This is a genomic window from Gluconobacter sp., from assembly GCF_047723935.1.
Taxonomy (GTDB): Bacteria; Pseudomonadota; Alphaproteobacteria; order Acetobacterales; family Acetobacteraceae; genus Gluconobacter.
Genome location: NZ_JBDOBO010000015.1, coordinates 19,255 through 34,207, shown reverse-complemented (window position 1 = coordinate 34,207; position 14,953 = coordinate 19,255). Strand labels below are relative to the sequence as shown.

Annotated in this window: 6 protein-coding genes; 5 read left to right on the top strand and 1 reads right to left on the bottom strand. The window is 53.4% G+C overall.

The features are described 5' to 3' along the window. Positions 1 to 122: 122 nt before the first annotated feature. Positions 123 to 1,349 (bottom strand): MFS transporter, encoded by a 1,227-nt coding sequence (locus tag ABF979_RS07770; RefSeq protein ID WP_415558942.1) that lies wholly within the window; start codon positions 1,347 to 1,349, stop codon positions 123 to 125. Between the two features lie 271 nt (positions 1,350 to 1,620). Here ABF979_RS07770 and ABF979_RS07765 point away from each other — a divergent pair, with 271 nt between their 5' ends. From ABF979_RS07765 to ABF979_RS07745, 5 genes are all read left to right on the top strand, one after another. Continuing rightward, positions 1,621 to 2,127, top strand: coding sequence for a (2Fe-2S)-binding protein (locus ABF979_RS07765; RefSeq protein WP_415558940.1), 507 nt, complete (start codon positions 1,621 to 1,623; stop codon positions 2,125 to 2,127). Then, positions 2,124 to 3,131 (top strand): FAD binding domain-containing protein, encoded by a 1,008-nt coding sequence (locus tag ABF979_RS07760; protein ID WP_415558939.1) that lies wholly within the window; start codon positions 2,124 to 2,126, stop codon positions 3,129 to 3,131. Before ABF979_RS07765 ends, ABF979_RS07760 begins: the two co-directional genes overlap by 4 nt. Positions 3,132 to 3,143: 12 nt before the next feature. After that, entirely contained in the window at positions 3,144 to 5,390 is a 2,247-nt protein-coding gene (locus ABF979_RS07755) for a xanthine dehydrogenase family protein molybdopterin-binding subunit (RefSeq protein WP_415558937.1), read from the top strand. A 605-nt stretch (positions 5,391 to 5,995) separates the two neighbouring features. Next, positions 5,996 to 14,356, top strand: coding sequence for a GH36-type glycosyl hydrolase domain-containing protein (locus ABF979_RS07750; protein ID WP_415558935.1), 8,361 nt, complete (start codon positions 5,996 to 5,998; stop codon positions 14,354 to 14,356). Positions 14,357 to 14,613: 257 nt separating this feature from the next. After that, a complete protein-coding gene (locus ABF979_RS07745; protein WP_237390060.1) occupies positions 14,614 to 14,838 on the top strand; it encodes a hypothetical protein in 225 nt (74 codons plus the stop codon). Positions 14,839 to 14,953: the final 115 nt, after the last annotated feature.

Here is a 14,953-nt window from a genome sequence, read left to right as displayed (position 1 = left end):
CCTTCCGCACAACCCATTTTAGGCAACGCTCGGCGGCTGGGCTGAGATCCCCATTCGAAAGCCCTCTCCCGGTCACTCTTTTGAGGGCTGGGGTGCGGTATCTATGAGCGGCACAGACCACATCATGCGGGATATGAACCTGTGCGATGGGTTTCCGGCATGCCCCATGCAAACAGACAGGCTACAGCCGCGCCCGTAAGACCGAGGAGCAGGAAAGTTGTGTTGAATCCGTATCCTGACGTCAGAGCGCCCCCTGCAAGATTGGACAGAAGCGCGCCGATGGTCCCCAGAGCCAAACCCAGTCCGATCAGCAGATTTCGTCGTCCACTTTCCGAAGCAATATCCGAAAGAATGGCGTAGAACAGTACCAGAATAATGCCCGAAGACAGTCCATCCAGAATTTGAACAAGAGCAAGAGTTGGCCACCCTGCACTCAGAACCACCAAGCCATCCCGTACGGGCTGAATGGCTAGTGCCAGAATAAAAAGAGGCTTTCGCGGCCATTGCGGAGCCTTCTTGCCAACGAGAAAAGCAATGGGTGCCATGGTGATCTGAGCGACGACGATACAGATCGCTGTAACGATGGCAGGGTCACCAAGATGCAAAAAGGCGTAACGCTCGATCATAAGCGGGACCACGGCGCCATTTGCCACATTGAAAAGAAGATAAGTCGTCAGGAAGATCGCCAGCCGCGGCTCTGAGAGCAGCGTGCGGATAGCATGCAGGGTCTCTTTAAAGGATGCCGCTTCCCGGGATTGACCTGACGGTTCGTCCGCCTGAGCTGAAAAGCCAGCGACAAGAAGAAGACTGACCGCCGCAAGGCCACCAACGCCCCATAAGGGCGCTACCGGCCCTAACATCCTTCCGAGAAGACTCATCAAAAATCCGGAAGACGCGTTGCCCAGATGATTAAAAGATTCATTGCGGCCCATACGTCCGATATAGCCGCTGGCTCCTGCGGTATGATGGCTGATTGCTGCCAGAATTGGCGTAAAAAGTGCTCCTGCTCCACCGGCGATGAAATGTGCCAGAACAATAGGGTAAAAGACCGGAGCCCAGGCCATGATAGCGACAGAGACAAAAGTCACGCCACAGCAGATGGCAAGCATCACGCGCCGGCAGGCGACGATATCCAAAGCCCAGCCTCCTACAGAACGGGCCAGAACCGCCCCCAGCCCACCCGCAGCGATGGCGGCCCCGATCCGGTTCGAAGGCCAGTTATGGATCGTCAGAAAAGCCGTTAGGAAATTACCCAGATTGTCCTGCACGTCCGCGAGGAGAAAACTCAGTCCGTCTAGCGAAAGGTCATCCTTTCGTTGTTGGGTCTGTGCTCTGTTTTCCGTCACCATGTTTCCAGTCAAAGTGTTTTAAAAAAGCGGCGGAAACTGGATGTCCATCGCTTCCATCATGAACGAGCAAGTCACGGATACGTTACGGAAAAACAGAAAAAGAAATCTCTAATCGACACGAAAGGCCGGTTTACCCTCAAATATCAGCTTATATTTTGGGCCGATAAAGATTTCATGCTCCGGGTGCGCGAAATTCATATGAAACTCACCGGAGCACATACTCTTACACTCTGAACAGCCGAAAAACTGACGCTGAACGGAGCGATTTTCAATGACTGATCTGTCTGTCGCCAGCCCATGTCGCCTCAAAATAAATGGTAAGAGCCACACTGCTGATCTTCCACCCTGCGTGACGTTGCTGGATTTGCTCCGGGAGCGTCTTGATCTGACAGGCACAAAGAAGGGATGCGATCACGGGCAATGCGGCGCCTGTACTGTGCTAGTTAATGGAAAGCGCGTGAAAAGCTGCCTCATCCTTGCCGTTTCAATACCGGACGCTGAGATCACCACGATCGAAGGCCTTGGTTCAGACGGTCATTTGCATCCCATGCAGCAAGCTTTTATCGACCGTGACGCCTTTCAGTGCGGATACTGTACGCCAGGGCAAATCATGTCTGCTGTGGCGCTCCTGGAAGAAGGGCATGTCAGAACTCGTGAAGAAATCAGTGAGTTCATGAGCGGCAATCTCTGTCGTTGCGGAGCCTATAACGGCATCATCGATGCCATCGAACAGGTTGTTTCGCGGCAGCTTCAGAACCGAGCCGGAGAAGCAGCATGAGGCATTTCTCCTATTCTCGTCCCGAGACGTTCGAGAACGCCAGTCATATCCCTGACCATGCGCGATATCTCGCAGGCGGCACAAATCTGATTGACCTCATGAAATCCGACGTTGAGCGGCCCGAGCATGTCGTGGACCTCAACGCTTTGCCCATGAGCCAGATTGAGGAAAGACCTGACAGGAGTCTGCGTCTCGGCGCTCTTGTCACCAATGCCGACACTGCGGCACATCCGCTTGTTACAGAACGCTATCCTCTTTTAGCGTCTGCCATCCTTGCTGGGGCCAGTCCGCAAATTCGAAACCGGGCGACGAACGGCGGAAACCTGAACCAGAGAACGCGTTGCCATTATTTTTATGATCCCGATATGGCCTGCAATAAACGTTCTCCCGGAACAGGATGCTCTGCGAAGGGCGGACGCAACAGGATCATGGCCATTCTGGGAACCAGTGACGCCTGTATTGCCACCTTCCCTTCGGACATGTGCGTCGCCTTGGCTGCGCTGAATGCGACAGTCAATCTTATCGGCCCGGAAGGTGAGCGCGCTGTTGCCTTACGCGACTATCATCGCCTTCCGGAAGATACACCGTGGCAGGACAACGTTCTGCGTAAAGGCGAAATTGTCACGTCCATAGATCTGCCGCCCATCTCTTTCGGCAAAAATCACACCTATCTCAAAGTCCGTGATCGCCTGTCTTTTGCCTTTGCCATCGTATCGGTCGCTGTGGGTCTGCAAGTTGAAAACAATACGATCCGGAAGGCCAGTATTGCCATGGGAGGCGTTGGCACAAAACCCTGGTGTGTTCCCGAAGCGGAGATACTTCTTGAAGGGAAAGCGCCATCTCTCTCCCTGTTCCGGGATGTAGCGGAATGTCTTCTGCAAGGTGCAGTCACAGATCGCGACAACGCGGCAAAGCTCAAACTGGCCCCCCGTGTGATCATCCGGGCTCTGTTGCAGGCCGCCGCGGGCACTCCCCAGTCCCAGACGTACAAAAGCATTTCCTGAAAGAGGTCGGACATGACTCTTGTGTCAGCAAAAATTGGACAATCCGTCTCTCGGGTCGATGGCCTTGCCAAGGTGACAGGCCAAGCCAGATATGCTGCCGAACCGCATCCTGCAGGTATGCTGTATGGCTTCATCGTGAACAGCCCTGTTGTCCGAGGGAAGATTGAGGCCATTCGTGATGAAGCCGCTCGTGCGGTGCCGGGTGTGGTGGAGATCATGACACACCTTAATAGACCGCACACGGCTCTTTTCGAGAAATCCTATGTTGATGGTCTTGGCGTTCCTGGCTCGCCTTACCGGCCCCTCCACGATGGGGAAATTCGTTTTAATGGCCAGCCGGTGGCTGTGGTCTTTGCAGAAACATTCGAAGCCGCGCGCGAGGCCGCGATGCTTGTGGAAGTCGATTATGAGCGCTGGCCCCATAATGCGGACTTCGAAGCCGCCCTGCATCAGAAATACATGCCCGAGAAACCTCGTAGCAATTACGTGCCTCCCAAATCACGCGGGAATGCAGCGGAGGCATACGCTTTAAGCCCTGTGAAGGTTGAAGGTCATTATCATCTGGCGCCTGAGCATCACAATCCCATGGAAATGCACGCTACCACCGTTATTGCCGAGGACGATGGGACGTTTACAGTCTGGGACAAAACGCAGGGCCCGCAGGCCGCACAAGCTTACCTGACAAGCGCGCTTTCTCTCTCGAAAGATCAAGTACGCGTCCGTAACCCCTATGTGGGTGGCGCTTTTGGATCAGGCCTGCGCGCGCAGCACAATGTATTTCTGGCAGCACTAGGTGCGAAAATGCTGAAGCGTTCGGTACGCGTTTCCCTGACACGTCAGCAAATGTTTACGCATGTCTTCCGCCCGGAGGCTATTATGGACATCGCGCTCGGCGCCACGCCGGACGGAACCCTACAATCCATGATCGTCCAAGGCGTTACAGACACCTCCCGCTTTGAGCATAATATGGAAAATCTCGTTGTCTGGGGCTTGATCAATTACAAATGTCCCAATGCAACAGCCGATTACAAAGTCGCGCCACGTGATACCTATACATCCAGCGATATGCGGGCACCGGGTGCAGCCACGGGGGTTAATCTCTTTGAAATGGCCATCGATGAAATGGCCTATGCCTGCAACATGGATCCCTTGAAATTCCGCCTGCACAACTATTCCGATGTCGATGCCATGCATGACATGCCATTGACCAGCAAAGCCTTGAAAGAGGCCATGTTTCAGGGCGCGGAACGTTTTGGCTGGCATGATCGTCCTATGGCGCCCAAAAGCATGCGAGATGGCAAGGAATTGGTCGGCTGGGGTATGGCGACAGGCATCTGGGATGCGATGTTCTCCCCCACTTCTGCTCGCGCCACCCTGACCGCTGATGGGCGTCTGCGTATTGCAACAGCCGCATCTGACATCGGGACAGGAACCTATACGATCCTGGCACAGACAGCCTCCGAGGCGTTTGGCATCCCGATCGAAAAAATTGATATCGAACTGGGGGATTCAACTCTCCCTGAGTGCCCGACAGAAGGCGGCTCCTGGACAGCCGCCTCGGCTGGCGCTGCGGTCTGGCTTGCCTGTCAGAGTTTGCGCGAGAAGCTGTTCAGAACGCTCAGCAAAAATGGGAGTGCTTTCGCGTGGCTGACCGAAGGGCTGTCGAACAACACGATAGTGTTGAAAGATGGGTTCCTTCAAAGCGCAGAGACAAGTGAAACACTTAAACTTTCTCTACCAGAAGCCATTTCTTTGACTGGTCAAGAAATGCTCGAAGTTGAAGAAACCGCGAAACCGGGACTGCGCGGGACTCTCAGCCAGATGAGAAAGGCCCGTTTCACCCATAGCGCAGTCTTTTGCGAGGTTCGTGTGGATGAGGACCTCGGCATCATACGTGTAACCCGGCTGGTCAATGCCGTTGCGGCTGGCCGTATTATGAATCCCAAGACGGCAGCCAGTCAGGTTCGTGGTGCCATGGTGATGGCAACCGGGATGGCCCTTCACGAGGAATCTCTGATGGACGAGCGCGTTGGTCGCTTCATGAATCACAACTTTTCCGAATACCATATCCCGGCACATGCAGACATTCCGGACATGGATGTACTCTTTGTTGAGGAAAACGATCCGGAAGTGAGCCCTCTTGGCGTCAAGGGTGTGGGAGAGATTGGTATGTGTGGGACTGCTGCGGCGATTGCAAATGCCATCTTTCATGCAACAGGCCACCGCTATCGCAATCTTCCTATCATCCCTGGAAGCTGAGGCTCGTATCCTGTTGGGCTTATATGAGTTCAACAGGGAGAAACCTCAGTCAAAAATCAAATAACACGGTTCAGTAACACGTTTTATAGAGCTGCTGTCTCTCACTGATCATAACCTGTCTGTCTCCAGGTCTTTCATTCCCGCGTTACTTAGGCCCAGCAGGAATTAATATTTTTGATCTGAAACAGCGTTCCTCGTCAGATCGAAGGCGCGTGAGCTGAGCCTGTTTCTGTTTTCTCAGGAAATATTTTCAGACCGCTAACTAACATCCTGATCGCGCGTTATGTTTTTAGTGTGTCGTTTTAGGTAATCATAAATTCCGTAAAATTGTCAATTTCGTAATACATAACGACCAGAAATATAACGAAAAATATACATTCTAGAAGTACCTCTGCAACACAGTCTTAACAATGGCTGGATGCTTCCCGCCTAAAGGAACCGCAGAAATGGCTATTTTTTCCAGGAAAACTGCCGCAAATTCGTTTCGGTTTCATGATGGAAGGATTATTCGATCCGATCTTTTTAGTGGTGATCGACTGTTGCAGCATGCTCAAAGCTTGGCAGAAAATCATGAAAATATTGTTGTTGCCACGCACGAAAATATATTGCCTGGCCGATTAGACGAAAATGCCAAGGTTCTTCTGGAATCAAACATCGTTTTATCTCAGGCATCCGAGAGAGGGGAGCAGATTACCCCCGCCGGGGGATGGTTGATCGATAATTATTACCTGATGGACGCGCAGATACAGGCCATTAAATTTGATCTTCCCTCCAGATATTATAAAGACCTCCCTGAACTTTCCCTTGGGCCATTCTCCGGTTTACCGAGGGTGTTCGAAATAGCCTGGGCGCTTGTGGCTCATACGGACAGCCATATTGAGCCTAAAACGATATGTCAGTTTTTGGGTGCCTATCAGAAAAACAGACCTCTCTTAATCAGAGAGCTTTGGGCCATCCCCACGCAGATCAGAATAGTCCTGATTGAGAACCAGCGGCGCGTAGCAGACAAAATCTGTCAGAACCTGAAAGAACGGAAGCAGGCTGATAACCTTGCCAATACGTTGTTTCTTGATGTTCAGGCCAGCAATGCAAAAATCCTTAAAAGCCTTTCCAAAATCAATACGGAAATATTAAGCCCGGCGTTTCTTGTACAATTTGCGCATCGTTTGAAAGGGCGAGATCCACAGAAAGATCCGGCATTTTTGTGGCTGGAGGGAATATTGCAGGAAAAAGGAACAGATCTGGATCAGATCGTTCATGAAGAATTACAAGAACAAAGCTCTTTAAACGCCAGTATCAGAAATATTATTACGAGTATGCGGCTAACGACCATGCTGGATTGGAACAGCATTGTCGAAAAAATTAGCGCAGTAAGCCAAATACTTTATCGACATGCCGGCTTTGCCGAGATGGATGCTGCAACCCGGAATTTATACAGCAAAGCTGTTGAGGCGCTTGCCAAGGGATCCAACTATACGGAATGTGAAATCGCGCAGAAGGTGACGTCTCTCGCGGCGATGGCGAAAGAGGAGAAGAATTTTGATCCTCGTCGGTCAGACCCCGGCTATTACCTTCTGGCAGAAGGGCGTCCGTGGCTCGAAGCGCAGCTGAAGTTCCACGCACCTCTCCGTGTGCAAGTCGGACAGGCATGCCGCAAGCTGGGCATAACAGGATACAGTCTGGGCGTTACGTTACTGACGCTTTTGCTCTTGTCGGCCTTCCTGTCCTTCATGAGCGGAAACCTCTCAGGTCATGCAGCTCTCATCCTGATTATTCTAGGATTTATTCCGGCGACGGATGCTGTTGTTGCCGGCGTGAACCGCTTCCTGATGTGGGCCATCAGAGTGTCAGAGCTTCCCGCGCTGGAGCTTAAAGAAGGCGTCTCAGCGCATCTGCGAACCATGGTTGTCGTCCCTACCCTGCTGACAAAACGGTCCTCCATCGTGGAAATGGTGAACCGCCTTGAGAAGCATTATCTCTCCAGCCGCGATGGTGAGATCTATTTTGCACTACTGACAGACTGGACAGACTCTCCCACAGAAAGCCGGAAAGGAGATCAGGATCTTCTTGATGTTGTTACGCGAGAGATTGCGCGCCTGAATCAGACTTATGGAGCGGGGCCTGCCGGGACAAGGTTTCTCCTTCTCCATCGTAGGCGGGTGTGGAGCGCAAGTGAAGAGAAATGGATCGGATGGGAGCGTAAACGTGGCAAACTCCATGAGTTGAACCGTCTTCTCCGCGGCGCAACGGGTACCAGTTTTCTAACCCTGTCCGGTCAGAGCATCCCCCAGGGCGTACGGTATATCGTGACTGTGGATTCCGATACACGTCTGCCACATGAGGTTGTCAGGCGGCTCGTCGGCAAGATCGCGCATCCGCTCAATAATGCCCGTTTCGATCCAGAAGAAGGACGCGTCACGGAGGGATATGCGGTTCTCCAGCCGCGGGTTACGCCGTCCTTGCCAGAAGCGCGACAGAGCACACTTTTCCAGAGGGTTTTCTCAAGCCCGAATGGAATAGAACCTTATACGGCCGCCGTATCCGACCTGTACCAGGATATGTTTGCAGAGGGTTCTTTTGCAGGCAAAGGTATTTACGAAATTGACACTTTCGAAGCTGCGTTAGCTGGCCGGGTTCCTGATGGAACGCTTCTCAGCCATGATCTCTTCGAAGGCGTTTTTGCCCGCGCAGGTCTCGTGACCGATATTGAGGTTATTGAGGAATATCCAACGGACTATCTGGTCTCTGTGGCCCGACTCAATCGTTGGGTACGTGGAGATTGGCAGCTTCTTCCATGGATATTCTCATGGATGGGCTATTTCCCAACCATTCGGATAAAAACCCGCCCTCTCACGGGCATTGCGCGCTGGAAGATGCTGGATAATCTGCGTCGCAGCCTTTCAGCCCCCATGGCTGTCAGCGCCCTGTTTGCAGGCTGGTTCCTCGGGCTACATAATGCAGTCGTCTGGAGCCTCTGCATTGTCTCGACGCTCGCCATTCCGGCATCTTTACCTCTTCTGGTTGATATTATCAGGCGGAGACGAGGAGAAACTTTTCGGAGCTATTTTTCTCTTCTGACAGTCGATCTCAAACGTACCGCTCTGACAACTGCTCTATGCTTTGCGTTTTTGGCTGACCAGGCGTGCCTGATGGGCGATGCCATTACCCGAACATTAGGACGTGTTTTCGTCACCAGAAAGCATCTTCTCCAATGGGTGACGGCAGCGCAGGCGGCAGAGGCTCCACGTGAAGAGATGCAGGGATATTTCCGTCAGATGAGCGGGGCTGTTCTGACTGCTTTCCTCGCGGTGGGCGTCATGTTTGTGGCAGCACCGTGGGTTTGGGTCGTCATTCTTCCATTTGCCCTTGCCTGGAGCCTGTCACCAGCGATTGCATGGAAGGTCAGCCAGTATCGCCCTTCGGCTCGCAGGCTTGAGGCTACTGAAGCCGAAACCATTTTCATGCGAATGCAGGCACGGCGAACATGGCGGTATTTCGAAACATTTGTTTCTGACGCTGATCATATGCTTCCGCCAGATAACTTCCAGGAAATCCCTGCCCCTCTGGTCGCGCATCGTACGTCCCCCACTAATATGGGGCTTTATCTTCTCGCAATCGTCGCAGCATGCGATTTTGGATGGATCGGTGTTGCTGATGCAACCGCGCGTCTAAGGGCTACCCTTGACACCATGCTGAAGCTTCCTCGTTTCAGGGGACATTTCTATAACTGGTACAGTACTACTGACCTCTCTCCGCTTCCTCCCATTTACGTCTCGACGGTCGATAGCGGAAACCTTGCTGGTCATCTGATCACGCTGGCAGGTGCCTGCGAAGAGTGGATTCAAAAAGGAAGGAGGTCCGATACCTGGCGGGAGGGTGTGCAGGATACTCTCAACCTGGCACTCGAAGAAGCTACGTCAGGCAGTGGGACCTTCCGCTCTTCCGAAATCGCTCAACTCATTGAGACCCTCCTGCAGAATATGAAGGAAGGTCATGCCAGCCAGATCACGGTTGCGTACCGAGTGCAGATGCTTGTCAGTCAGGCGGAGGAACTGGCGCATCTGCTGCAAAGGCGTGCCATGGCAGGGAGTGCCGGAAAAGGCTCGTCTGTCACAGGAGCCGAGAACCTTCTGTTCTGGCTGCACGCTGCGCAAAACTGCATTCAGAGTGAACGCAAGGATCTGGAGAACAATCCTTTACTTCATGACGAACTCCGTAAAACTGCACAGATCGCCAGAACCATGGCACTGGAAATGGAGTTTGGTTTTCTTAGAAATTCCGACCGGAAACTCCTTTCAATCGGGTTTGTCGTCAATGAAGGCACTCTCGACAATAACTGCTACGATCTGCTGGCTTCGGAAGCCAGGCTCGCTGTCTTTTTTGCCATTGCAAAAGGCGATATCCCTGCGTGGGAATGGTTCCGTCTGGGAAGGCCCCTCGCCGCAGTCGCCCATGGGGAGGCTCTGGTGTCCTGGTCGGGGTCCATGTTCGAGTATCTCATGCCCTCCCTGATTATGGCAGCCCCCTTTGACAGTCTTCTGGAAGAAACCAGCCGCCAGATTGTCCGTCGTCAGATTGAGTATGGCCAGTTCTGCGGTGTGCCCTGGGGTATTTCGGAATCTGCCTACAATGCGCGGGATCTGGACTATAATTATCAATATTCCGATTTTGGCGTCCCCGGATTAGGAATGAAAAGAGGACTGGCGCAAAATCTGGTCATCGCTCCTTACGCCACTGCCTTGGCCACTATGGTTGATGCACGGCTGGCTACAGAAAATTTTCGGGTTTTGCAGGCGGCTGGAGCTCAGGGAACCTATGGGTTTTATGAGGCACTGGACTATACAAAGGCCCGCCTGCAACCCAATCAGACCGTCGCGATTATTCACTCCTACATGGCCCATCATCAGGGCATGTCGATCCTTGCGATAGCTGACACGGTTCTGAAGGGCCTCATGCGATCCCGCTTCCACGCGGAGCCTATTATCGGGGCGGCGGAGCTCCTGCTTCAGGAGCGCGCACCAACAGGCGGTGCGATTACAACACCATTGAAAGAAGAAGAGTTCGCGCCTGCTGCACTGACTGTACAGGTGCAGTCTGGAGGTCGTCATCTGCGGACAGCAGACACAAGCGCTCCTGTGACTCATCTTCTTTCGAATGGACGCTACAGCGTGATGCTGACGGCCGCAGGGTCCGGATACAGCAAGTGGGGTGATCAGGCGGTTACGAGATGGAGACAGGACCCTACACTCGATAACCTGGGGAACTATATCTACTTCCAGAGCCCCGGAAACAATCACTTCTGGACCGCGGGATTACAGCCTTCCGGAGCAGAAGCCGAAAGCTACGATATCGAATTCCGGGAAGATCGTGCCACCTATATGCGGCAAGATAACAAACTGACGACGACGATGGAGGTGTTGGTTTCAGCGGAAGACGACGCAGAACTTCGGCGTGTTTCGGTGCGGAACTCTGGTACATCAACAGTTGAGGTCAACGTAACCTCTTACGTTGAACTTGCCTTGTGCCCACCTGGTATGGACATCAGCCATCCTGCGTTTGCCAAGATGTTTGTACAGACGGAATATCTTCCTTCCTCCAGGGCAATCATTGCAACTCGGCGAAAAAGAAATCCTTCTGATGCGGAGATCTGGGCCGCGCATCTGATTGTTGGGGGTAACACTCTTTCCATCGAGACTGATCGCTCTCGTTTTATTGGCCGTGGACGGGATTTACGGGCGCCGATTGCCTTAATTCAGGAAGGCCCGCTCTCTGGATCAACCGGAACGGTGTTGGACCCCATTTTCTCTGCTCGGTGTAGGCTGACAATTCCTGCACGCTCTACTCGGCATGTGTCATTCTGGACAATCGTTGCGTCCACACGTGAGGCGCTCATGCAGAGTATTGAGCGTCACCAGAGTGAGGCTGATCTTGATCGTGCCCTGACACTGGCCTGGACGCATGCTCAGGTTCACTTGAGGCATCTCGATATCCAGCCCGTACAGGCAGACCTGTTTCAGCAGCTTGGGGGTTATCTTCTGTTTCCGGGGCCCACCCTGCGCTCGTCTGCTGTCCGTATCAAACGGGGCGCAGGTAAACAGGCAGACCTATGGGGACAGGGCGTTTCGGGTGATTTGCCGATCCTGCTGTTGGTCATCACTGAAAACGAGGATTTCGATCTCGCCCGTACCCTTCTCACGGCGCATGACTATCTGAATTTCAAGGGACTAGCGTTTGATCTCGTCATTCTGAATGACCATCCGACGTCTTATGCCCAGGATTTACAACATGCTCTCGAAGCGCTTGTTCGATCATCCGGGCAGACTGGAACGGTTCGTCTTCTGCGCGGAAGTCTCATGTCAGAGACAGTCAGGGAGCTTCTGTTCTCGGTGGCCTACGTCGTTTTGACGGGGAAAGGCGGAAACCTGCAACATCAGATAACCCATATCGAGATGATGCAGCGCACAAAAGTTGTGCAGACTGCTGTACGTCCCTGCAAAGCCTACCATGGACCACAGGAAGCGCCTGAAGCACCCCAGCTTGAACTGGCAAACGGATATGGAGGGTTCACGTCAGACGGCAAGGAATATGCTGTTATCATCCGCGGAAAAACCCGGCCCCCTGCCCCTTGGATCAATGTTGTTTCCAGTCCTCATTTTGGCTTTCAGGTCTCGGCGGAAGGTAGCGGTTACACCTGGGCTGAAAACAGCAAAGAAAATCAGCTAACACCCTGGTCTAATGATCCGGTCATTAACCCGACTGGCGAGGCCTTTTATCTGTGCGACGAAGAAAGTCGTCAGTTCTGGTCCCCTTTGGCCGCCGTCTGCTCTGATGACAATGCTGTCTATGTTTGCCGACACGGGCGCGGATATAGCCGGTTTGATCGTCATGCCAACGAGATTGCCGCGAGCCTGCTGCAATATGTTCCGCTTGAAGATCCTGTAAAAATTTCCAGACTGAAACTGACCAATACGTCCTCACGGTCCCGCACTTTGAGGGTGACCACCTATACCGAGTGGGTTTTAGGGCAGTCTCGCAGCACGACGGTACCTTTTGTGTTTACCGAGCAGGATCCTGACACGGGCGCGCTGTTTGTCAGGAACAAGTGGGGCGAGACGTTTGGGGAAAAGATCGCATTTGCGGATCTGGCCAGTCAGCAGACTTCAAGCACGGATGACAGGCGTACATTCATCGGTCGCAATGGCACTCTTTCTGCCCCGAGAGCCATTGTCCGTGGAGGCCCGCTTGAGGGTATTATTGGAGCAGGTATTGACCCCTGTGCTGCATTGCAGACTCTCATTACGCTTGAGCCGGGGGAAAGCACGGAAATTGTCTTCCTGCTGGGTCAGGGACGAAATGCTGAGCATGCCCGTCAACTGGTTCGGCAGTATAGAACAGAAAATCTGGATATGGTTCTGGATGCAGTTCATCGCAGATGGGACAAGATCACGGGGGCCGTACAGGTCCACACACCTGATCGCGCCATGGATATCATGCTGAATGGCTGGTTGCTATATCAGTCCCTGTCCAGCCGCATCTGGTCACGGGCGGGCTTTTATCAGGCCAGCGGCGCCTATGGGTTCCGGGACCAACTTCAGGATGGGATGTCTCTTGTTCCATCGGCTCCTCAACTGGTGCGTGAGCATCTTCTTCGGGCTGCATCCAGACAGTTTCCTGAAGGAGACGTCCAACACTGGTGGCTTCCCCAAAAGGGAAATGGTGTTCGTACGAGGATTTCTGATGACTGTGCCTGGCTGGCCTACACAGTTGCGCATTACGTTCGCGTGAGTGGTGACACGACTGTTCTGGATGAGGAAATTCCATTTCTGGAGGCTCCAGTTCTGGCCGATGGAGAGCATGAGCGTTTTCTCCAGCCGGAAGTCACGGACGAAACAGCGTCTCTCTATGCTCACTGCGTTCTTGCGCTCGATCACAGCCTGCAAAGAGGCGCGCATGGCCTCCCGCTTATGGGAACCGGCGACTGGAACGATGGCATGAACCGTGTTGGCGAAGCCGGGCGCGGAGAAAGCGTCTGGCTGGGATGGTTCACGCATGCTGCGCTGTCAGCATTTCTTCCACTCGCCCGGGCTCGACAGGATACTGAGCACGTCACGAAGTGGACACGGATCATGGCAGAACTTGAGAGTGCGCTGGAGGCAGCGTGGGACGGCTCCTGGTATCGGCGCGCCTATTTCGACGACGGCAGCCCTCTAGGTAGTCATGCAAACAGCGAGGGGCGAATTGATGCCATTGCTCAGTCCTGGGCAGTAATTTCAGCGGCCGGATCTCCCGCGCGAGCCCGACAGGCCATGCAGGCCGTTCAGGAGCAGCTTGTTGATCTGGACAAGGAGATCATCATGGTCCTGACACCTCCCTTCAATACGTCAGAGCCTGATCCGGGTTATATTCGGGGCTATCCGCCAGGTATCCGGGAGAATGGCGGTCAGTACACGCATGCTGCTCTCTGGACGGTTATGGCGACTGCCCTTCTGGGGGACGGCGATGCGGCGCACGAGATGTTTGCTACGCTCAATCCCGTTCACCATTCCAGGGATCAAGCGGCAGCGGATCGCTACAAGGTCGAACCATATGCCGTGGTGGCAGACGTGTATTCCTCTGACCCGCATGTCGGTCGTGGGGGATGGTCTTGGTACACCGGGTCAGCAGGATGGATGCAACGGGTTGGGGTGGAGACGTTGCTGGGAGTGCAGATCGAAGGAGATCGGTTGTCACTTAAGCCGCACATCCCCTCGTCCTGGCCGTCATACACAGTCCAACTGCGCTGGAAGACGTCGGACTATCATATCCAGATAGAAAACCCTGACCATGTCTGCCAGGGAGATCTCTTTATGCTGGTCAATGGGGAGCCAATCGCATTCACACAGCCATTTTACATGCAAGATGATGGGCTTATGCACAATTTAAGTTTCGTGCTCAGAATATCGGCAGCTCTTATTCCAGAGGGTTGAGAGCGTGGCGTGACTCAATCGTTTTCTTCCCTGAGCCTCATAAGGCTCAGGGCGACCAATTGGACGGAAAAGGGATCAACTTCTGCATCCCAGGACGCAAATCCTCCCCACCTTAACCGTCTTAGGGTCATGTTCGAATGTCGCAGAGGCTGGCAGCGTATCACCACACGCTATGACAGATGCCTGCCCGTCTTTTTAACGTGATCTGAACTCTTATCGTGCTGAGCCATTGAATGATCTTACCACTGGAGGCGATCATGTCTTTCCACAGCAGCACTCTACCTAAAAATCCGACAAAAGCTCCTGGTTCTCCTGATGAGCGGGAACCGTTTGATCCGTATCCCGACAAAAGCCCGATTACGGATGAGCCCCCGGAAGAAGAAAAGCCCGGCAAAAGGTATCCGCCCGAGAAAGGCTCCCCCGATCCGAAGCCCGACCAGCCGCCAGTTCTTCCTGATGCGCCTGAAAATCCAACCAATTAAGGTCTAGGCTCTCCCGGTAGCAGAAGATGAGCGAGCCGTGCTCGCATTCCTAAAGCTATAGCAGGGCTTTTGGGGGGGGGCATCTTCCGCACTGGGGCAGATCATCATTGTCTGG